The 20256-nt window shown below is 67.6% G+C and carries 16 protein-coding genes; 4 read left to right on the top strand and 12 right to left on the bottom strand.

All coding sequences use genetic code 11. The annotated features are described in order from the left end of the window. Positions 1–74 precede the first annotated feature (74 nt). The 4 genes from ACFFBG_RS05115 to ACFFBG_RS05130 all read right to left on the bottom strand — a co-directional run bounded on the left by ACFFBG_RS05115 (position 75) and on the right by ACFFBG_RS05130 (position 4841). A complete protein-coding gene (locus tag ACFFBG_RS05115) occupies positions 75–1286 on the bottom strand; it encodes an amidohydrolase family protein (protein ID WP_375476322.1) in 1212 nt (403 codons plus the stop codon). Between the two features lie 59 nt (positions 1287–1345). Continuing rightward, entirely contained in the window at positions 1346–2158 is an 813-nt protein-coding gene (locus tag ACFFBG_RS05120) for an SDR family NAD(P)-dependent oxidoreductase (protein ID WP_375476324.1), read from the bottom strand. A 44-nt stretch (positions 2159–2202) separates the two neighbouring features. Further along, entirely contained in the window at positions 2203–3084 is an 882-nt protein-coding gene (locus ACFFBG_RS05125; RefSeq protein ID WP_375476326.1) for an ABC transporter permease, read from the bottom strand. 143 nt (positions 3085–3227) lie between these two features. Beyond that, the gene (locus ACFFBG_RS05130; RefSeq protein WP_375476328.1) at positions 3228–4841 is read right to left on the bottom strand and encodes a sugar ABC transporter ATP-binding protein; all 1614 of its coding nucleotides are present in this window, start codon (positions 4839–4841) and stop codon (positions 3228–3230) included. 325 nt (positions 4842–5166) lie between these two features. On the opposite strand from ACFFBG_RS05130, the gene ACFFBG_RS05135 reads away from it, so the two are divergent. Continuing rightward, entirely contained in the window at positions 5167–6054 is an 888-nt protein-coding gene (locus tag ACFFBG_RS05135; RefSeq protein ID WP_375476330.1) for an SDR family NAD(P)-dependent oxidoreductase, read from the top strand. Between the two features lie 83 nt (positions 6055–6137). Next, positions 6138–6650, top strand: coding sequence for a nuclear transport factor 2 family protein (locus ACFFBG_RS05140; protein ID WP_375476332.1), 513 nt, complete (start codon positions 6138–6140; stop codon positions 6648–6650). Between the two features lie 19 nt (positions 6651–6669). Here ACFFBG_RS05140 and ACFFBG_RS05145 read toward each other — a convergent pair whose 3' ends face one another. Next, positions 6670–8046 (bottom strand): MmgE/PrpD family protein, encoded by a 1377-nt coding sequence (locus ACFFBG_RS05145; protein ID WP_375476334.1) that lies wholly within the window; start codon positions 8044–8046, stop codon positions 6670–6672. Between the two features lie 167 nt (positions 8047–8213). Between ACFFBG_RS05145 and ACFFBG_RS05150 the strand changes: the two genes are divergently transcribed. Further along, positions 8214–10793, top strand: a complete 2580-nt coding sequence (locus ACFFBG_RS05150) for a CoA transferase (protein WP_375476336.1) — start codon at positions 8214–8216, stop codon at positions 10791–10793. Between the two features lie 2 nt (positions 10794–10795). On the opposite strand, the gene ACFFBG_RS05155 is transcribed toward ACFFBG_RS05150, so the two are convergent. Together ACFFBG_RS05155 and ACFFBG_RS05160 are read right to left on the bottom strand one after the other, a co-directional pair. Beyond that, positions 10796–13132, bottom strand: coding sequence for a CoA transferase (locus ACFFBG_RS05155; protein WP_375476338.1), 2337 nt, complete (start codon positions 13130–13132; stop codon positions 10796–10798). A 47-nt stretch (positions 13133–13179) separates the two neighbouring features. Beyond that, positions 13180–14499, bottom strand: a complete 1320-nt coding sequence (locus ACFFBG_RS05160) for a cytochrome P450 (RefSeq protein WP_375476340.1) — start codon at positions 14497–14499, stop codon at positions 13180–13182. 71 nt (positions 14500–14570) lie between these two features. On the opposite strand from ACFFBG_RS05160, the gene ACFFBG_RS05165 reads away from it, so the two are divergent. Continuing rightward, a complete protein-coding gene (locus ACFFBG_RS05165; RefSeq protein WP_375476342.1) occupies positions 14571–15743 on the top strand; it encodes an NAD(P)/FAD-dependent oxidoreductase in 1173 nt (390 codons plus the stop codon). Between the two features lie 39 nt (positions 15744–15782). On the opposite strand, the gene ACFFBG_RS05170 is transcribed toward ACFFBG_RS05165, so the two are convergent. The 5 genes from ACFFBG_RS05170 to ACFFBG_RS05190 all read right to left on the bottom strand — a co-directional run bounded on the left by ACFFBG_RS05170 (position 15783) and on the right by ACFFBG_RS05190 (position 20251). Continuing rightward, on the bottom strand, positions 15783–16091 hold the full coding sequence (locus tag ACFFBG_RS05170; RefSeq protein WP_375476344.1) for a Rieske (2Fe-2S) protein: 309 nt from the start codon (positions 16089–16091) through the stop codon (positions 15783–15785). 3 nt (positions 16092–16094) lie between these two features. Then, positions 16095–17567 (bottom strand): aldehyde dehydrogenase family protein, encoded by a 1473-nt coding sequence (locus ACFFBG_RS05175; protein WP_375476346.1) that lies wholly within the window; start codon positions 17565–17567, stop codon positions 16095–16097. A gap of 68 nt (positions 17568–17635) precedes the next feature. Beyond that, positions 17636–18556, bottom strand: a complete 921-nt coding sequence (locus ACFFBG_RS05180; RefSeq protein WP_375476348.1) for a TIGR03619 family F420-dependent LLM class oxidoreductase — start codon at positions 18554–18556, stop codon at positions 17636–17638. 2 nt (positions 18557–18558) lie between these two features. Further along, complete coding sequence (locus ACFFBG_RS05185; RefSeq protein WP_375476350.1) at positions 18559–19407, bottom strand: SDR family NAD(P)-dependent oxidoreductase; 849 nt, start codon at positions 19405–19407, stop codon at positions 18559–18561. Position 19408: 1 nt separating this feature from the next. Next, positions 19409–20251, bottom strand: coding sequence for a mycofactocin-coupled SDR family oxidoreductase (locus ACFFBG_RS05190; protein WP_375476352.1), 843 nt, complete (start codon positions 20249–20251; stop codon positions 19409–19411). Positions 20252–20256 lie beyond the last annotated feature (5 nt).

Below are 20256 nucleotides of genomic sequence, written 5' to 3' on the forward strand. Positions count from 1 at the left end.
CTTGCGTTCACGTGCACTCCTTGGAAGAGGTCGGGTCCTTGGCAGAGTTCGGACTGTTCGGGACTTCGTCGCCGTCAATCCGGCAGGATGAGCTGGGCATTGCTACGGAAGAACTTGTCGACGATCTCCTCGCCGAGCGGGCTGATCTGGTCGAACAGCTTCTGCTTGGACTCCTTGCCGCCCTCGACATGCGGGTAATCGGTGGCATAGCAATACGAGTCGGCAATCTGTGGATAGCGCGCGAAGTCTTGAGCGACGGGCTCGAAGTCGTTGAAGGGGGTCACCCGCACGTTCCGGTTGATGTACTGCGACGGCGCCATCGAGATGTGGTGCTTGAGCCGGTTGTGGTAGACGTCGCGGGCCCACATGTCGAGGTTGTCCGCAGCAGGCCCGAGCCAGGAGGAACCCTGCTCGATCATCCCCAGACGTAGATTGGGGAACCGTTCGAACACGCCGCCGAGAACGAGCACCGTGAGAAAGTGCCCGGCGGTGATGTGCAGTGTCGCGAAGGAGTAGGGCTCCAGCCCGAGCTCGATGCTCTGGGTCTTGCCGAGCGCGAATGCCGGCACGTTCCGCTTCCACTGCCCGCTTGCGAACAGGCCCTGCTCGTTGCCGACGTGCGTCACCAGCGGCACATCATGGCTTTCCAACAGTTCCCAGAACTGATCCATGGACGGGTCAGCGGGGCTCACGCCGGCCGGCGGGACGCCATGCGGGATGTTCACCGCACGAATGCCCTTGCCGATCAGCGTCTCGGTCTGCTCGAGGAGGTCATCGACCGTGCCGTTGTCCATGACATAGGCGACGCACCGGGTGCGGTCGGAATTCTTCGTCGTGGCAGCGGCCCAGTTGTTGTACTCGGTCAGGCCCGCGTCGCCGAGATCCTGGATCTCGCCGATGCTGCCCTTCATGCCGAGGAAGTTCTTGACCTGGAACTCGTTGCCGATCTTCGCCATGCTGGCGAAGATCGCGAACGACGGGAACACCAATTGACGGGCCACACCCATCTCGTCCATCACGTCGAGCCGTCGAGCGAAGTCGAAGGCACCCGGGGCCGACGTGCCCTTGAGATTCCACACCGAGTCGTGATCGATCGTCGTCAGATCGCCGGCGAGATCAGGTGCGTAGAAGTCGTTGCCGATCTGCAACTTCATCGCGTCTGTGATCTGGTCGGCGATCTCTCCTGCGGCGGGCCCGAAGGTCGAACCCCAGAAGTGCAGCGGGGCCATCTCGTGGCTGTCCACGTCGAAGACGCGGTTCATCACTGTCGAGTTCGGCAATCTCATGCGGGTTCCTCTCGGGAATGATTCGAGCTCTCGGCTTGTGTGCGACGGATAGCGCCGGCTCAACCGGCGACGTTCGACCTGACGTCGGGCAGCGGTAGTGGGAACCGGGACGTGAGCGAACCGTCCGCGGTGAGGTTCTGACCACTGACGTAGGACGCGTACGGCGAGGCGAGGAACACCACTGCGTTGGCAATCTCCTCCGGACGCCCCGGGCGACCGGCGGGGATCCGTTCCGCAAGCCCGCCGCCATCGGGATAGTTCGCCTGCTGGGCCTCAGTGGCGATCACCCCGCACGACAGCACGTTCATCCGGATGCCCTTGTCGCCGTACTCGACCGACACCGATTTGGCGAGATTCGTCAGCGCAGCCTTCGCAGCGCCATAGGCGGCGCCGTAGGGGCTCGCGACGTTTCCGGAGATCGAACCGATGCTCACGATCGATCCGCCGGAGCCCTGGTCGAGGAAGACGCGGATGGCTTCGCGGGCAAAGCGCACGACGTAGGTGAGGTTCAGATCCATGATGAGGTTCCACTGGTCGTCGGTGACCTCGGCCAGCGGCGCCCACTTCGCGAACAGCGAGTACCCGCCGACGACGGTGACCAGCGTGTCCAGTCCGCCAAGCCACTCGACCGCTTCGGCGACGATCCGCTCGACGACGGCCTGGTCGCGCACGTCGCCGACCAGTCCCAACGCTGCCCCGCCCTGCGCCTCGACGTCGACTACCGCTTCGGCGACGCGCGCCGGGTCGATGTCGACCAGAGCAACCCGGGCTCCCGCCGCGGCGATCCCTCGTCCGATCGCGCGGCCATTGCCCATGCCACCGCCGCCGACGACGATCGCGCGGCCACCGTTCAACAACTGGCCCACCTGCATCGTTGCGAGCTCCGTCCAGTTCGTGTGCGGTTGAAGGTTGGCCGTCAATTCGGCACGAGCTGCTGGTCGGGGCTGCCTCGCTGGTCGCCGTCCTTGAGGCGCTCCTGCACCGCCGCCGCCTGAATCCGCTTGGCCTTAATCCGTGGTGAGAGAGTCGCGAAGCTCACCGCGATCACCAGCGCCGTGCCGTTGAACATGTCGCCGAGCCACTGCACGCCTGTCACGTACTGCAAGCCCTGGATTCCGGTGGCCAGGACGTAGACGGCGATCAGCGTGCCGAGGATGTTGAATCGGCCGGGCTTGATCTGCGTGGACCCGAGGAATGCCGCCGCGTAAGCCGGGAGCAGCAGTGCCGCGCCGAAGGTGAGCGATGGGCCCGAGAGCGAGCAGTAGAGGACGCCCGCTACTCCGCTGAGAGTCGAGGAGATGATCAGTGAGATCCACGTCCACTTGTCAACGTTGACGCCGGACAGGCGCGCCGCCTCCGGGTTGGCGCCGGACGCGTAGATCTGGCGGCCCATCGGGGTGTGGTCGAGCAGCCACCAGAAGAACAATGCGATGACCAGCAGGTAGACGATGATGACCTGGAATCCGCCCAGGAATTGGGTCTGGGTTAGCTTGACCCACAGACTCGAGTCCGGCGGGAGCGGCTGGGTCTGGTTAGAGACGATCGTCTGGAACGCGCCGATGATGGTGGCCGTGCCCAGGGTCGCGATGAACGCGCCGACGTGCAGCTTCACGACGACGAATCCGTTGATGACGCCGATGACGAACGACACTCCGACAGCGACCGCGATGGAGGCCCAGACACCGAAGCCGTGCCGCTCCTGCATCACCGCGGCGATGACCGCCGACAGGTTGACCACCGCCCCGACCGAGAGATCGAAGACCCCGGCGGCCAATGGCACGATCACCGCGATGCCCACGATCGCGGCGATCGCCTGGGACGAGGCGATGGTGTGCACGGTCGATGCGGTGAGGAACAGTTTCGGAGTCCAGATGCCGAAGACGAAGATGAAGATCGCCCCGAGGTAGAGCGCGCTGAATCGGTCCAGACCAAGACGGCCGATCATGCGCCGACATCCGTGCCGTTGGTTCCGAACGTCGTGTGCGACAGATTGAGCACTGTTTTCTCCTTACCGCTGAGCAGTCCGGCGATCCGGCCCTCACGCATCACCATGATTCGATGGCAAATCCCGATGAGCTCCTCGGTGTCCGACGAGCTGACGACCACGCACGCGCCGGCTTCGGCAGCCGTGAGGATCTGCTCGTGCAGCTCGGCCTTGGTGGCGATGTCGACACCCTGTGTCGGCTCGTCGAGCAGCAGCACCTTCGGCTCGGTGCGCATCCATTTGCCGAACAGGATCTTCTGCTGATTGCCCCCGCTGAATGCGGACAACAGGCGCTCGACATCGTCAGCGGGACGGACATGCAGACGCTCGAACCACGCCCTGGACTCCGCTCGTTCCTTCCGGCCCGACAGCGCGGGCCAGCGCCAGTGCTTGCGGAGGTTCGCGAGCATCAGGTTCTCGCGAGCACTGAGTCCGACCAGTCCGCCGGACACCTTGCGGTCCGGCGGCAGGTAGGCCACGCCCGCCGCGATCGACTGGTCGGGCCGACCGGGGCTGAGAGCCTTCCCGTCGACGGCGACCGTGCCGACCGGTCGCGGAAGGCCGCCGAAGATCGTCGAAAGGATGACCTCTCGACCGGATCCGGTGATGCCGGCGATGCCGACTACCTCGCCACGCCGGACTTCCAGGTCAATCGAGCTGAGGTTCGGTGTGGTCAGGTTCTCGACGGTGAGGACGGCTGGGGCGTCGGCCGCAGGCTGCGCACGACTGGCGACATCCACCTCGTCCAGAGCGCTGCCGACGAGCAGCTCGACGAGGCTGCGGCGATCGAGTTCGGACACCTTGCAAGTTGCGACGTTGTGGCCGTCACGCAAAACGGTGGCCGTGTGCGCAACTTCCAGGACCTCCTCGATCCGGTGGCTCACGTAGATCACGGCGACGCCAGCGCGGGCGACCAGGCGAACCAGGTCGAGCAGCTGCGCCACCTCTTTCTGGGGCAGCCGGGCGGTCGGCTCATCGAGCACCAGCAGGCGCGGCTCGCTCCCGTTCTGGCGTCGTAACGCCCGGGCAACCGCGACCGACGTCTGCTCGGCAGGGGTCAGCGTCGACACCAAGCGCCGCGGGTCGACGTCCAGCTCGACCCGCGCGAGGTCCGCCTGCGCCGATCGGCGAGCTGCGCGGCCATTGATGGTGCCGAGGACGGTGGTGTACGCGCCGCCGATGTGCAGGTTGTCCACGATCGTCTGCGCGTCAATGAGTCCGAGGTCCTGATGGACGAACCGGCAACCCAGAGCATGCGAGGACGCCGACGAGCCGAGGGTGAGCCGCTGCCCGGCGACGAATACCTCGCCGGTCTCCGGCCGGTGGTAGCCGGACAGGCACTTGATCACCGTGGACTTGCCGGAGCCGTTCTCGCCCAGCAGCGCGTGGATCTCGCCGGGCGCGATGTCGAGGTCAAGGGGCCACAGCGCCTGGGTGGGTCCGAAGGCCTTGCTCACGCCCCGGATGGACAGGGCCGGTGCGACGGTCGGCGCGACCACCGGGTCGCCGACGACGGCGGACTCGCTCACCGCCAGATCGGCGGCGACCTCGGCCGTCTTGCCTTGTGCCACGTTCGACCGTCCTCGGTAGTGGTGCTTCATCGGTTGCTCGGTGCAGGTATTTGGTGGGCTGCCCTGTGACGGTGGCGCTGTCAGAAACGTGCCGCGTGCGGGCCGTCCGGCATCACCTGCGGCACCCGCACGGCGGAGTGTTGCACTTCACTTCGACGCCAGTCAACCTCAACGTTGATACAGATTTGGTAACGACAAGGTCACGGTCGACCCCGCAGGCTGGTCGGCGACGCTATGCCGCCCGACGCTAATCAACTCCTATGTTGACGCAAGCCCGGGTCTCGGTTGTATGTTCCAACCGCTACGACTGGAAGGGGGGCACCGCATGGCGATCCTCGCGGGAAAGGTCGCGATCGTCACCGGCGCCGGTATCGGCATCGGACGTTGCGAGGCCGTGTCGCTCGGTGCGGCGGGCGCTGCCGTGGTCGTCAACGACATCGATTCGGCAGCTGCCCGGGAGGTGACCGCGGAGATAGTCGAAGCCGGCGGCCGTGCGATCGCCGACGCCGCCGACATGTCGCTGTGGACGTCCGGCGGGATCCTTGTGCAGCGCGCGGTCGCCGAGTTCGGCCAGCTCGACATCGTCGTGGCCAACGCCGGCGTCGTGTCCAGATCACCGATCGCCGACGTCACCGAGCGCGACCTCGACGCGCAGATCGGCGTGCTGTTCAAGGGCACCTACGCGCTTGTCCGGCACTGTGCTGCGCACTGGCGCGCCGAGCACGAGGCCGGTCGGGTCATCCACCGCACGATCATCGCGACGTCCTCCAGCGCAGGCGTGCCAGGCGGCGTCGAGGAATTCTCGGTCTACGGCTCACTCAAGGCCGGCGTTGCGACCCTGGCACTCGGGGCGGCGCTGGAATTGCGCAGGTATGGGGTCACCGTCAATGCGATCCTTCCCCACGCGGCGACTCGGATGGACGCCCAAGCGAAGGGAACCGAGCCACCACCTCGGTTCGACGCGTCGAACCCCGACCCCATGAACCCGCAACACGTCGCGAACGTGGTCACGTATCTCGCGTCCGAACGCGCTGCCTGGCTGAGCGGTCAAGTCTTCGAGATCACCGGCACCAACGTGCGACGCTGGGTGCCGTGGAGCTCGGCTGCCGAGATCGACAGCGACGATCAGTGGAGCGTTGAAGCGCTGGACACCGCCTTGGCTGCATCCGTGTACCGCACCCTGCCCGGCGGCCGGGTTATCCCGAGCAACTGACTGAGAGAAACGACGTGCCAGATTCACACCGTCGCCCTGGATCGCCGAATGCCGAGCCGAGCGCGAATACCGAGACCGGGCAAATGCCCGGTCTGCGGGAGCTAGCCGACCGGATCGAGATCGTCGATCTCTGCCAACGACCGCATTGGGCCTACGACCACGACAGCTGGGACGACTTGGACGAGGTGTTCACCGATCCGCTGTCGATGCCGACCCTCGCACAGGCGTCCGAGCCGGGATTCGATCCGAGCGACTATCTCGGGCGTTTCCTGGTGACGCGAGACGAGGTCAAGGCAGGCATGAAAATGTTCAAGACCGGTCTGCTCACCCAACACCTGGTGGCCGGGCACCATGTCGACCTGCGCGGCGACGCCGCCGTGTGCCGGGCACACTCGGTCAACATCCACTTCCCGGCGGACCGCGTGACGGACGAGACGCTGTTGGCGCACGGAAACGAGTATCGCTTCGATTGCATCCGCACCCCGGTTGGATGGCGCATCCGTGGTTGGGTGCCGATGCTGCGGTGGAGCTACGGCAACGAGACCTCCCACGACGTCGCTGCAAAGCAGCAGGGTTGGCTCGATACCCGCAGCTAACCGCTCACCGGCCGGGCGCTCAGTTCGTCAGCGCGATGATGTCGGCGACCGAGTGGTCCTCCAGCTCGAGTACGACGTCCACCAGTTGATCGGCCGTGTCGTCGCCTAGCGACCGGACGGTGTTCTTGAACATCGCGACGCGCTCGTCGAGCGTGTACGTGGTGTCTTCCAGGGTGGACACCACCTCGGTGATCCGACGCCCGTCGCGCAGTGTGACGATGACGGTCTGGTCGGCGAAGCCCCGCACGCTCTCGCCCTCCAGCACGGTCAAGGTGACCCGTTGGCGCGCCGCGACATAGCGTGGGTCGCGGGCGGCCTCGTCGTCGAAGGCGTGGGTGTAAGGCAGATCGGGGATCCCGCCCACGAGCAGCCCGGCGACGCCGTGGCGGATGCTGAACTTCGCCTGCTCGCCGCTGATCGGTTCGCGGAACGGCGCGATGCGATCGGCCCACGGCGGTACCCGCAGTTCGATGTGCGCGATGTCATCCGGACCGATGTCGTTCTCGCGCATGATCTTGATGGTGCCGTAGATGGTCTGATGGGTGAGCCCGCACGAGCCGTACCGCTTGGGTGCGATTCCGGCGGTGAGCGTGAACAGCTCACCCCCGATTCCTTCGGTCAGCTTGGCCTCGTCGTAGGGACGCTTGCCGTCGAGGCCGGCGTACTGCATACCCCAGGAGTGGGCGCCGTCGAGGAAGTCGACGCAGCTGGTGAATCCCCGCTCGGCCATCTGCGCGGCGAGCACACCGCTTCGCGTGGGAACGCCCGCCTCGTGCACGTGCGCCATCGAGCCGCAGCCACGGGTGCTGCCGTTGCCGAGCGGCAGGGCGGTGCCGAGCCCGTTCTGGAGCTGATCCACCGACAGGCCGAGCAACTTGCCCCCGGTGACGGCCGCGGCGGCCGGCCCGACCAGTGAGATGCCCATGAAACCTCGGTCGCACGCGCCGATGCCGGCCATGCCGAGGTGGCCCTGCATCTCGATGCCGGCGACGACGGCGGCGATGTAGTCGCGCCCGGAGGAGTGCTTGAAGTCGCCGACGCTGATGCCCGCCGCGAGTGGCGGCACCAGACCCGAACCAGGGATGGTGCCATAGGACTCGAGCTCGTCGGCGTGGGCCAGGGAGCCGTTGACATAGGCGGCCTCGGCGACCGAGGTCTTGAAACCTCCGCCAACGATCTGCGCCTGCCCGATCGCGCCGAGTTCGCGGGCGTACTCGACCAGCATGCGACTCACCGGCTGAGCGTGCGCGAGCACCATGTGCCCGACCGCCTCCAGGGTGAAGATCTTCACCAGCTCGGTGGCCTCCCGCGGGAGGTCGTCATAGGTGATCCCGACCAGGTACTCACAGAGTGTGCGGGTGATTCTGCCCGTTTCGACGTCCGCCACAGCAGTCATGCCAGTCCTTTGCAAATGTCGTCCGGAGCCCGCCTGGGGCCGCGGAAGCAGTCCTCACGACGGTAGTCGTGGGCTCGACTCGCGTCAACGCCGGCGTTGGCTGTGGTTCCGGCGAGTTCCAACACCCGCGTTGACGGTGGGGCGAGCGCACTCATACTGTGGCGGGCATGTCAGACAAGTCGGGGGCGTCCGGGGTGCTCGAGGGCCTGCGCGTCGTCGAGATCGCTGACGAACAGGCCGCCCACGTGGGGCTTGAGCTTGCCGGCCTCGGTGCCCAGGTCGTGAAGGTGGAGCCTCCTGGCGGCAGCGTCACCCGTCGCATCGGACCGTTCCTTGACGGCAAGCCCGACCGGGAGAAATCGCTGTTCTTTTGGCAGCACAACCGTGGCAAGCGATCTGTCACCGTCGACCCGACGTCGGCCGCGGACGGGGAACTGTTGATCTCGCTGGTCGAGCGGACGGACGTGCTCCTGCTCTCCGGCGCCGACGCGACTCTGCTCGAGGCGATTCCCGGCATGACGACGCACGAGCTGCTGCGGGCTTATCCGCGACTGGTGATCGCCCGGATGACGCCCTTCGGCGACGACGGGCCGTGGGCCGGCTACCGCAGCAACGATCTCGTGCACCTCGCGCTCGGCGGACCGACGATGAACTGCGGTTACGATCCGCAACCCGATGGCTTCTACGACCTGCCGCCGATCGCCCCGGCTCAGTGGCAGTCCTACGTCATCGCCGGCGAACAGCTGCTCATCGGGATTCTGGCGGCCGTCCACCACCGCAACCGCACCGGCGATGGACAGTACCTGTCGTGCGCCGTGCATGAAGCCGTCGCGAAGAGCACTGAACTCGACCTGATGAACTGGGTGATGCGCCGCAGCCCATTGCACCGGCAGACCTGCCGGCACGCCGCGGAGAGGGTCTCGGCGGTCGTCACCGTCGCGCAGACCAAGGACGGCCGGTACCTGATCACCACACCGTTGGGCGCGAAGAACGAGGCGCAGATCATCGAATACCTTGCCAGTCAGGGGGTCGTCGGTGATCTCGGCGCCGGCGACGACGACGCAGGCAAGCGGGCCATCCCAGGCAGCTCCGCCCAGAGCGAACGCGGGGCACGAGTGCTCGAGCTCGTCGAGCGCTTCGTGCGCAAGCACAGCTACGACAACCTGCCGTGGCTGGACATGCAGGCCGCCGGGATCGTCTGCTCGCCGATCCGCAAGCCGCACGAGAACGTGCTCGACCCGCACTGGCAGGCACGCGGCACGTTCGCCGAGGTCGAGCATCCCGAAACCGGCGGCGTCTACACCTACGCAGTCAGCAAGTGGATCTCGACCGGTCCGGACTTCGTGGTCGGACGGCGCGCACCGCTGCTCGGCGAGGACAACGACACCGTCCGCGCCGAGCTGGCCGCGCCCGCACCGACGCCCCGGGCGGCGGCCGCTCCACGTGCTCCGACCGCGCCGCCGGACGTGCGGTCCGCGCACGGCAAGCCGATGCCGCTGGCTGGCGTCCGCATCTTCGACTTCAGCTGGTTCCTCGCCTCCGCCGGCGGCACGCGCTTCCTCGCCGCGCTCGGCGCCGAGGTGATCAAGGTCGAGTGGAAAGCCAATCCCGACACCCGGATGGCTGCGATGGCGCCCGTCGGCGGCCGGGAAGCCCGGGAGGCGGCCAGCGCACCGTTGCCCGGTGTCACCGACCCGGACATGGGCGGTCAGTTCAACAACAAGAATCCTGGCAAGCGCGGGCTCTCGCTCAACGTCCGGCATCCGGAGGGTCTTGCGATCGCCCGCGAGCTGATCGCCAGGTCCGACATCGTGGCCGAGGGCTTTTCCCCCGGCGTGCTGGATCGCTGGGGTCTGGGCTGGGACGAACTGCGACGGATCAAGCCGGACATCATCTACGCGCAGCAGTCCGGGATGGGAACGGCTGGCACGTACGGGCGGCTGCGGGCGGTCGGTCCGATCGCAGGCGCTCTTGCCGGCGTGACCGAGATGTCCGGCCTACCCGATCCCGCGATCCCAGCAGGCTGGGGCTACTCCTACCTCGACTGGATCGGCGCCTATAGCTTCTCTGCCGCGATGCTCGCCGCCCTGCACCACCGCGAGCGAACCGGCCAGGGTCAGTGGATCGACGCGTCGCAGACGGAGTCCGGCATATACGTGGCCGGCGGCGCGATCCTGGAATGGTCGGCCACCGGGAAAACGTGGCAACGCACCGGCAACCACTCCCCGCAGCAGGCTGCCGCACCGCACGCGATCTACCGGACAACCGGTGACGACCGCTGGATCGCCATCGCGTGTACGACCGAGGACGAGTGGCACTCGCTCGCGCGGCTGATCGATCAGCCCTGGACGTCTGATTTCTCGACCCTGGCCAGCCGCCTCGAACGCCAGGAGACGCTGGACGGGCTGGTAAGCGAGTGGACCAGCGCGCAGGAGGGCTACCAACTCATGCACCGGCTGCAGGCGCACGGCATTCCTGCGGGGGTCTGCCAGACCGCGGCCGACCGTGTCGAACGGGACCCGCAGCTCGCTCACCTCGCCTGGCTGACCGAGATCGAGGGCAGCAAAATCGGTCGATGGCCGGTGGCGGAGTTCCCGGTGAAACTCGAGCGAACGCCTGCGCACATCGGCGGCCGGATCGATCGGGGCGCGCCGTGTTACGGCGAGGACAACGAGTGGGTGCTCGGCGAACTGCTCGGCAGGAGCAAGGCCGAGATAGCCCGGCTCGCCGAGCAGGACGTGATCTAGGCCTACCTGGCCGACGGCCGGTGCGAGTCCGCCACCGCGACCACACGCGCCGCGAGCAGGTCGTCGATCTCGTCGGCGTGGCCCAGCTCGGTGAGGATCTCCCTGGTGTGCCAGCCCGGCGCGCAAGCAGGCGGCACCGTCCACGCGCGACGCGAGGCGAATCGCGGGAGGAAGCCCACCTCGCGACCGCGTCCGAGGCCCGGATGGTCGCGAGTGACGCTGAGTCCCCGCGATGTCGCCACGTCGTCGTCCATCACGTCGGCGATGGTCCGGAACGGGTGCGAGGCGATTCGGTGCTCTTCGAGCAGGCTCTGCCATTGCAGCGTCGGCCGCTTGACGAACGCACGTTCGAGTTCCACCTCGATGGCGCGTCCGTGTGCATCGACGGCTTCGGCGAACAGGCCGGTCCGCAGCAGGTCGGCCAAGCCATGATCGCCTGGGGCGGCAACCCATAGCCACCCGTCGGCCGCGCGATAGAGCCGGTCGGACGGACCCCAGCCCATGGCCTCGCGCCCACTCGGCTCGGCCCATGTCGCGCCGAGATACTTGATCATGTACGGGATCTGGAAGTAGGTCGCGGTCTGTGACAGTGAAGTCTCGACGGCCTCGCCGGCGCCGGTGCGTTCCCGGGCCAGCAACGCGAGCAGCACGCCGAACGCCGCAAAATGCCCCGTCGCGTGGTCGTTCACGATGATCCCGTGCATACCGTCCGGGAGCCCACCGCCGTAGCGGATGCTCATTCCCGTGACGTGCTCAGCGAGGTCCTCGTGTCCGCGGAAGTGGCCCCGCCACCCTCCTGCCGCGTGCAACCGCGAGCTGGAGTAGACGATTCGCGGATTCAAGACACGTAGGCGCGCCTCGTCGATGCCCAGCCGCGCGGCCGTGTCGGGCGGCATATTCGTGTGCACGACATCGGCCGTGCGGACAAGCTCGTCGAGCAAACGCCGTCCCCTCGCCGACTTCAGGTCCAGGAACATCGTGCGCTTGCCGGCCCCCGTGGTCCGGTGCCCGATGAAGGTGATGGGGTCGTCGGCCATCGGATCGGCGTCGCCAAAGCCGATCGCCGCTTTGTTGATCTTGATGACGTCGGCGCCGTACTCGGCCAGGATGCGACCGCCGATCGGTCCTGCGAGCAGGTTCGTGAGGTCGAGCACTCGAACCCCCGCCAGCGGCAGTGAGTCGGTCGATCGTTGCGGCGGCGCGAACTGCCGATCGGGGAGCGCGGCCAGCTCCTCGATAACGGCAGTCGTGTCCGCGCCGACCAAATGCCTGGGGAAACGCACTCCGGGCGCCCCTCGCGAATAGCGCAGCACCGAACCCGCCTGCCGGGTCTCCCCCAGCACCGGGTCGCTGACATCGAAGACACTGCCGCTCGAGCGGGCGTGCTCGTCATCGAGCCATTCGCTCGTGGTCAGGGTCGCGGCGACCGCGGCGCCGAAGTCCTCCTGCAGGATCCGCTCCCAGTCCTGCGCGTCGCGTTGGGCGAATACCGCCGTCAGCTGCTCGCGAGCCTCGGCTTCGCCGGCCGGGTCGGTACGTGCCTTCAGCTCGACGTCGACGTGCGCGTCCCAGAATCTGTGCAAACCGCGCGGCGGAGAACCGCAGTTGGCGATGTAGCGGCCGTCCCGGCACACATAAGGGCTCTCGGTGCCGAACGCGGGATTGGCGATGCGCGCCTGCTCGTGCCCGAACCCGGCTTGCGCGAGTGTGCCGGGCGCCTCGCCGTAGATGGCGATCGCGTCGAAGGCGGCGTCGAACAGCGGCACTTCGATCCGCTCGCCGCGGCCGGTGTGCGCGCGGGTGAGCAGGGCGGCGGCAATGCTGTGGGCTGCGATGGCGGCTGCGAAGGTGGACGCCATCGGGACCGCGGAGAACCGCGGGGGATCGCGTATCGCGAACAACCCCGGGGGGTAGAGACCGGCCGCCGAGGAGACGATGCCCTCCCATCCGGCGACAGCGGCGCGTGGATCGTCCGCGGCGAAGCCGGGCAGCGAACACCAGATCAGGCGGGGGTCGGCGGAAGTCGCCTCCTCGGCCGCCAACCCCAACCGGGCCATGACACCGGGACGGAAGCCCTCGATCACCACGTCGGCGGACGAGATCAGGTCCCGGGCTACCGCGAGATGTGCCGTCGTCTTCAGATCGAGCACGATAGACCGCTTGCTGCGCTGCAGCACAGCGTTAGCGGGGTGGTCCCACACGGGGCCGCCGGGCGGATCGACACGAATCACGTCGGCGCCGTTCTCGGCGAGCAGCAATGCGACCAGCGGCCCCGCCAGATACTGACCAAAGTCGAGCACCCGAACACCGTTCAGTGCGCCGACGTCGTCCATGCCCATGTCGCCTCGTCTTCCGGATCCGACCTCGATGTCGACGGGGTGCAGGACTACTTGTCGAAGATCGCCGTGTACTGCGTGTAACGCGGAATGTCTTCGACGAGGAACTTGCTCATGTCCTTCTTCAGGCCTACCGGCGGGGTGTTCGGGTCCGGGCGAACTCCGGCCGCCATCAGCTTGCGCAGCAGCTCGACGTGCGCGCCGCCCTTACCGTCGTTGCCCACGACGACCCGCAGGCCGTAGCACTGGTGCGAGCCGAGGCCGAAGCCGACCCCGTACCGCGGCGTCCCGTCAGCAGGCGTCGCCCGACTCGGATTGAACCTGTTGGCGTCTTCGCCGAAGATCTCGGTGTCGCGGTTGGCCCGGACGTACTCGATGTGCAGCTCCTGGCCGGGCAGCACCGTGGTGCCGTCGGACAGGATGTTCTCCTCCAGCGCGAGCCGCGTCTGAAAAGGCGCGAACGGCGCCCGCATCCGAATGATCTCCTGCAGGCTCTGCAACAGGAACACCGGATCGGTCTTGCGCTCCAGATCCTCTGGATGCTCGGCGAACCAGCCCTGGAGCAGGTCGATGGTGTGGATGATCGACTGCGTGCTGGTGCCCACCGAGGCCGCGAACAACAAGGTCGACTCGACGATCAGTTTCTGCTCGTCCTGCCATTCCGGCGCCAGACCGGCGGCCGCGAACTTCAGCAGACTGTCCGGGACGTCGCCCTCATCGATTTCGCCGGCATCGATGCGGCGCCGCTGTTCGCGGTGCCACTCCAGCGAGGGCTTGAAGAACTGCTCGCGGTACTGCTCCTTAACCGCGAGCGCCCGGCGATTCACCTCGTCCCGATCCTGGAGGTAGCCCGAGCTCGTGCCCGCGGCAAGGGGGCCGGAGAAGGAGGCCATCAGCGCGATGCGCTCGTCGGTCTCCATGTCGATCAGTCCGATGAGCTTGGCGGTGAAATGGATGAAGACCCGCTCGAGGAACTCGACCAGGTCCATCCGGTATTCGCCGTCGGCGTCGGGCTCGGCGAGGCGCTGGGCGATCAATCGGTCGGCCTCGGGAAGGACGACGTCCTCGCGGATGCCCTGCAGCGCGTCGGCCCGAACCAACGGGTTGAGCAGCTTGCGCCGGCGCCGGTGCGACTCGCCTTCCACGTACATCATGGAGGCGCCGAGGAACTCCTGCACGTTGATCTCGCCGTTGACCGGATCGTTCTTGAAACCGGCGAACAGATACGGATCGTGCGTGACGGCAGTCTTGGAGCGCAGCAAGTTGCCGATGTCGCGGATCGTGCTGACCGGCGCGAACGGGCACTTCGAGCCGTCCACGGCCTCGGGCGTCACCTCGGCGGCGCCCGTGCGATCGGTGGTCTCGGTCATGTCGCTGTTCCCTTCCATCGTTGGCAGAGTTTCACTCCCCGATGCCGCCTGTCAACTGTTACGTTGACGCCGTGAGTCCAGCATCGAACGGTCCGGTTGTCGTCGTCGGCGCCGGCCTGTCGGGCAGCCGAACCTGCACCGAATTGCGCAAGTCCGGGCACGTCGGCCCGATCGTGCTCATCGGCGACGAACCGTCGCTGCCCTACGACCGCCCGCCGCTCTCCAAGGCGGTCCTGCGCGGCAAGCGCGAGCCGAAGCCACTCAAGGCCGACTACGAGGGGCTGCGGATCGATGTCCGACTGGCCACCAGAGTGGTGGGCGTCGACCTCACCGCGCGAACGCTCACGACTGAAGCGGAGACGTTGGAGTTCGAGTCCCTGGTGGTGGCGACGGGCGCCAAGCCGCTGCGCGTTCCGGGCGCAGGCGAACAGCTGGTCCTGCGCACCGACCTCGATGCGATCACGCTGCGGGACCGGCTCGAACCCGGCGCCAGGATCGTCGTCATCGGCGCGAGCTGGATCGGTGCGGAGGTCGCGCATGCCGCGGTCGAGAAGGGCTGCTCGGTGACGGGCCTGGAGTACCAGGACGCGCCGCTCGCGATGGCCTTCGGCGCGCAGATCGGAGCGCGGTTCGCGGCATGGTGGGAGGGCGCGACCCTGCGGACCGGCGTCCGCGTCGAGTCGGTGGAGCCCGACGGCGTACACCTCTCCTCAGGGGAGGTGGTGGCGGCCGACGCCGTGGTCACCGGCATCGGCGTGCGCGCCTGCACGGACTGGCTCATCGGCTCGGGCCTGGCGCTCCTCCCCGAGGTCGCGGTGGACGACCACCTGCGCGCGTCGGTTCCCGGGGTGTACGCGGTCGGCGACGTCGCGGCATGGTGGTCGCGCCGTTACGGGCGGCGGCTGCGCATCCAGCACTGGCACGACGCCTCCAGCGGGCCGGCGATCGTCGCGGACGGCATCGTCAACGGCGCCGGGGCCGAGCTGGTCCACGACCCGGTTCCGTACTTTTGGAGCGACCAGTTCGGGCACCGCGTCGAATATGTCGGTCACCACGGCGCGGAGGACGACGTCACCGTCGAGGACCTCGAGTCCGGCTGGTCGGCACGCTGGCGCGATCGGTCGGGGCGTCTCACCGCGGCTCTGGCGACCGACCAGCCGGAGCTGATCGCTGGGTTGCGCAAGCAGGTGCTGACCGAGGCATCGGCGGACGGCCCGAGCGATCTGATCGACATCGCCGGTTGACCCGCGCGGCCGGTTCGTCAACCGCGGCGGGCGCCGATGTCAGACGTCGACGAGGACCTCGCCGTTCTCGACGGTCACCGGATAGGTCGCGACCGGCTCCTCGGCAGGCAGGCCGCTGACTTCACCGGTGCGGACGTTGAATCGCGAGCCGTGTGCCGGGCATTCGACGTCGTCCCCGTCCAGGTCACCGTCGCTGAGTTCGATCTCCTCGTGGCTGCAGATGTCGCTGATGGCGAACACCTCGCCGCCGGCCAGACGCGCGAGGCAAATCGGCACGCCGTCGACCTCGACCCGCGTGAGCGTGCGTTCGTCGAGTTCGGCGAGCTTGGCAACCGGACACCGGGCCATCGACTACCTCGTCCTCTCACGATCGGTGGCGGGCTCGTAGCCTGCCGGCAGGGCCACGGACTTGAATTGCAGGAAACTCCCGAGGCCCTCGACCGCTCGCTCGACGCCGAGCCCGGAGTGCTTGCGGCCGGCGAACGGTCCGCCTCCGCCCGCGGCCGGGCCGCCGTTGACCTGGACCGTGCCGGTCACGAGGCGGGCGGCGACCGCGATCGCCTGCTCGGTGTCGTCGGCGAACACCGCTCCGCCCAGGCCGTACTTGCTGTCGTTCGCGATGGCCACCGCCTCGTCCAGATCGGAGTAGGAGATCACCGACAGCACCGGACCGAAGATCTCCTCCTGCGCGATCGTCATCTGGCTGTCGACATCGACGAAGATCGTAGGCTCGACATACCAGCCTCTCGGCTGATCGGAGGGCCTTGCGCCGCCGTAAGCGATTCGTGCTCCCTCAGCGACGCCGGCGGCGATGAACCGCTCGACGATCTCGCGTTGGCGTTGCGCCGCGAGCGGGCCGAAGTCGGTGTCCGGATCGTGCGGATCGCCGACCTTCATGGACGACACGCGGTCGATGAGTAGGTCGACGACACGATCACGATCATCCTGGTGGACGAGGACCCGGTTCGTCGAGACGCAGATCTGCCCGCAATTGCGGATCGAACCGCCGACGAGCGAGGACACGTAGGGCGTCATGTCCGTGCCGGGCAGCACCACGGCCGCTGATTTGCCGCCGAGTTCGAGAGTGACCCCGCGTAGGTTGTCGGCACACGCCGACCCGATGGCACGTCCCCCGCCGGGGCTGCCGGTGAAGGTCACGTAGTCGATGTCCGGGTGGCCGACGAGGTACGCGCCCACGTTCACCCTGCCGTTGACGATGCTCAACGTGCCCTCGGGCAGACCGGCCTCGAGCGCGGCGTCGGCGATGACGCACGCGCTCAGCGGCGCCTCGGGCGCCGGCTTGACGATGATCGGACACCCCATGAGCAGCGAGGGGAGAACCTTTGACAGGACGACTGCAATCGGGGAGTTCCACGGAGTCACGCCGGCGACGACACCGACCGGCTCGCGCAGGACCACCACTTTGCCGATGACGCCGTCGCGCACGTCGCGGTAGGAGATCTTGGCCGCGTCCTCGATCATGGTCGTAAGCGCGGGACGCAGACTGTTGTAGTTCTCGACCGCGAACTTGCGGGTCGCGCCCATCTCCTCGATCTGCAGCTGCAGACCCTCCTCGCGGCGGGCCTCGAGGGCGTCGATGAGCCGATGCAGGTGTTCGGCTCGCTCCGCCAGGCTTAGGCGCGGCCACGGCCCGCTGTCGAACGCGCTCCGTGCGGCCGCGACGGCCGCGTCCACTTCCCCGCTGGTCGCGATGGGCACCCGGCCGACGACCTCCTCGGTGGTCGGGGAGATCACCTCGAGAGTCTCAGTGCCGGTGGCCGGCAACCACTTGCCGCCGATGAAGTGCTCCGACCGCTCGTACATCACTGCAGCCTGGCACCGCCCTTTCCGGGTGTCAACTACAGCGTTGACACTAGGCTTAGCTGGCCGACTCAGACTCCGCGAACGGCGATCAGGAGTCGGCCCAGGGCGTCGAGGTCGATCCCGTAGTAGCTCAACGGCACATTGAAATGCGTCACGCCCACGCCGATCAGCCGTCGTACTCGGTCCATGGCGCGCTCGATCAGGTCGTCGACCGACGTAGCGGCGTTCCAATCCGAAGTGGCCGTGAGGGACGCGCGCACGCCGATGCCGGCCGGGTCGCGTCCGTACGTCTCGCACGCGGTGTGGATCGCCTCCACCGATTGGGCGATCTCGTCGTAGTCCGCGGCCTCGCGCGACAACCAGCCTTGGGCGAGGTCGACCACGCGGCGCGCGGTGGGCCTGCTGCGGGCGTTGCCGCCCCACCAGACCGGGACGCCGTCCGGACGCAGCGGCGCCGGCTCGCAAATGACGTCCTTGAACCGTATCCACCGGCCCTCGAACGAGGACAGCCCCGGCGACCACAGCTCACGGCAGGCCCGGATGGTCTCCTCGGTCCGGGCGGCGCGCTCGCCCGGCGGTATGCCCATCTGCTCGAACTCTGCGGCGTTCCAGCCGCCGCCGACGCCGAGCGCGAATCGTCCTTCGGACAAGATGTCCAGCGTCGAGGCCTGTCGGGCGAGCACCGCAAACGGGTGCGCTGCGGCAAGCAGAATGCCCGAGACCATCTTGATGCGCGTGGTGCGGGCCGCGATGGCGGCGAACATGATCAGCGTGTCCGAGCGGTCGGAGTGCTGCCGCACCCGGCTGTGCTCGAAATTGCCGGCGCCTCCCGGATGGGACATGTCCGCGGCGTAGAGGATGTGTTCGCCGTCCATGACGTCATCGAAGCCGAGCTTCTCGAGCTCTACGACGAAGTCGGGGATGTCTTTGAGCGACGGCACGCAGGACGGCACGAGGCCGGGCAGCTTGACCCCGAAGGACACCGCCATGGTCAGCCGCCTCCGGAACTCGACGACGGTACGGCGGTGGCCTCCGCGAGCCGCTGCGCGACGCGGGGCACGGCAGCCTTGGCGAGCAGTCCACCGTCGACGTTGAGGGTCGTGCCAGTGATGAAACCGGCGTCGGGCGAGGCGAGGAACGCGACGGCGGCCGCGGTGTCGTCGGGCGTGCCGGCACGGTGCACGAGTCGGCCGGCGCGCATTGCCTCCGCCATGTCCGGGTCGTCGTGCAACGCCGCGTTACGCGGGACCCCTATCGACCCGAGTACGAGCGTGTTAGCGCGGATGCCGTACTCGGCGTAGTCGACGGCCACCTGCCTGGTAAGCGCCTCCAGCGCACCCTTCGAGGCCGTGTACGCCGGTTTGCCGGCAACCCCGCGGTGCGCGGCATAGGAGGAGATGTTGACGAACAGCCCACCCCGCTGGCCCGCGATCATCACCGGAGCGCCGTACTTCACGAACCAGAACGGGCCGTAGAGATTCACCCGCAGGATCGAGTCGAAGACGTCCGTGGGTTCGAGGTGCACGGGCGCCTCGGGGGGCCATGCGTCCAGGGACGCGGCATTGTTCACCACGATGTCCAGGCCGCCGAATCGCTCGACGACGGCTTCGACGGCGCGAGCGACTTCGTCCTCCTTCCCGACGTCGGTGGCCACGAAGTCGGCCTCGAACCCGTCGGCGACGATCCGGGCGGCGACGGCGCGGCCACGGCTGTCATCGCGGCCGACACCGAGCACCGCGACGCCATTGCGCGCGAGCCTTCGGGCAATCGCCTCGCCCATCGCCTGGGTCGCCCCGGTGACGATCGCGACGGCACGGTCGCGTGCGCTGCCGTCACCCACGTCAGTAGATGCTGCGGGCAGGCCCGAGCAGCCCGATCTCGGCCACCTGCCCGCTGATGAGACCGCGATCGAGCACCAGATAGAGCATCGTGCGCGACACGTCCTCGGCATTGAGGTAACGGACACCGTTCAATCCGTAGTTGAGGTCGTCGAGTCGCTTCTCGAACTGCTCGCGGGTGACCGGCTTCGGCAGGTCGGGGCAGAAGATGTCGTACGTCGGCTGGTTGAAGAACAGGTCGGTGCCTACTGCGCCGGGGCAAATAGCGTTGACCGTGACGCCGAAGTCGGCGACTTCGAGTGCGGTGGTCTTGACCAGCCCGATCACACCCCATTTGGCCGCGATGTAGTGCGCGAGGTTGGGGGCGGTCGCGCGCGCGCCCATCGACGAGGTCGCGATGATGCGCCCGAATTCCTGCTTGCGCATCTGCGGGATCACTGCCCGGATGGCCTTGAAGATGCCAGTCAGATTGGTGTCGATGATCGTCGCCCACGATTCGTCGGTGGTGGTCTCGACTGTGGAGAAGTCGACGATGCCCTGGTTGGCCAGCAGGATGTCCAGACGGCCGAACTCGGCGATCGTCTGCGCCACGGCGCCGTTCACCTGCTCGGTGTCGCGGGCATCGACTCGCAGGCCGAGCGCGCGGACGCCGTGCTCCTCGATGAGCTTCACCGTCTCCTCGAGTTGGTCCTCGCTCGCCATCGGGTAGTTGATGGCCGCGACATCAGCGCAGATGTCGGCGACGACGACGTCCGCCCCCTCGGCCGCGAGTGCGAGTGCATGTGCGCGGCCCTGGCCCCGCGCTCCCCCGGTGATGAACGCAACGCGCCCGTCGAGCTGTCCCATGTCGA

The sequence above is a fragment of the uncultured Jatrophihabitans sp. genome, assembly GCF_964251945.1.
Lineage (GTDB): Bacteria > Actinomycetota > Actinomycetes > Mycobacteriales > Jatrophihabitantaceae > Jatrophihabitans.

Coding starts and splice junctions, on each gene's coding strand:
- ACFFBG_RS05115 (WP_375476322.1), bottom strand. CDS start 1,286: ATGAGATTGCCGAACTCGACAGTGATGAACCGCGTCTTCGACGTGGAC.
- ACFFBG_RS05150 (WP_375476336.1), top strand. CDS start 8,214: ATGTCAGACAAGTCGGGGGCGTCCGGGGTGCTCGAGGGCCTGCGCGTC.
- ACFFBG_RS05180 (WP_375476348.1), bottom strand. CDS start 18,556: ATGGCGGTGTCCTTCGGGGTCAAGCTGCCCGGCCTCGTGCCGTCCTGC.
- ACFFBG_RS05160 (WP_375476340.1), bottom strand. CDS start 14,499: ATGACCGAGACCACCGATCGCACGGGCGCCGCCGAGGTGACGCCCGAG.
- ACFFBG_RS05135 (WP_375476330.1), top strand. CDS start 5,167: ATGGCGATCCTCGCGGGAAAGGTCGCGATCGTCACCGGCGCCGGTATC.
- ACFFBG_RS05170 (WP_375476344.1), bottom strand. CDS start 16,091: ATGGCCCGGTGTCCGGTTGCCAAGCTCGCCGAACTCGACGAACGCACG.
- ACFFBG_RS05190 (WP_375476352.1), bottom strand. CDS start 20,251: ATGGGACAGCTCGACGGGCGCGTTGCGTTCATCACCGGGGGAGCGCGG.
- ACFFBG_RS05175 (WP_375476346.1), bottom strand. CDS start 17,567: ATGTACGAGCGGTCGGAGCACTTCATCGGCGGCAAGTGGTTGCCGGCC.
- ACFFBG_RS05140 (WP_375476332.1), top strand. CDS start 6,138: ATGCCCGGTCTGCGGGAGCTAGCCGACCGGATCGAGATCGTCGATCTC.
- ACFFBG_RS05145 (WP_375476334.1), bottom strand. CDS start 8,046: ATGACTGCTGTGGCGGACGTCGAAACGGGCAGAATCACCCGCACACTC.
- ACFFBG_RS05120 (WP_375476324.1), bottom strand. CDS start 2,158: ATGCAGGTGGGCCAGTTGTTGAACGGTGGCCGCGCGATCGTCGTCGGC.
- ACFFBG_RS05155 (WP_375476338.1), bottom strand. CDS start 13,132: ATGGGCATGGACGACGTCGGCGCACTGAACGGTGTTCGGGTGCTCGAC.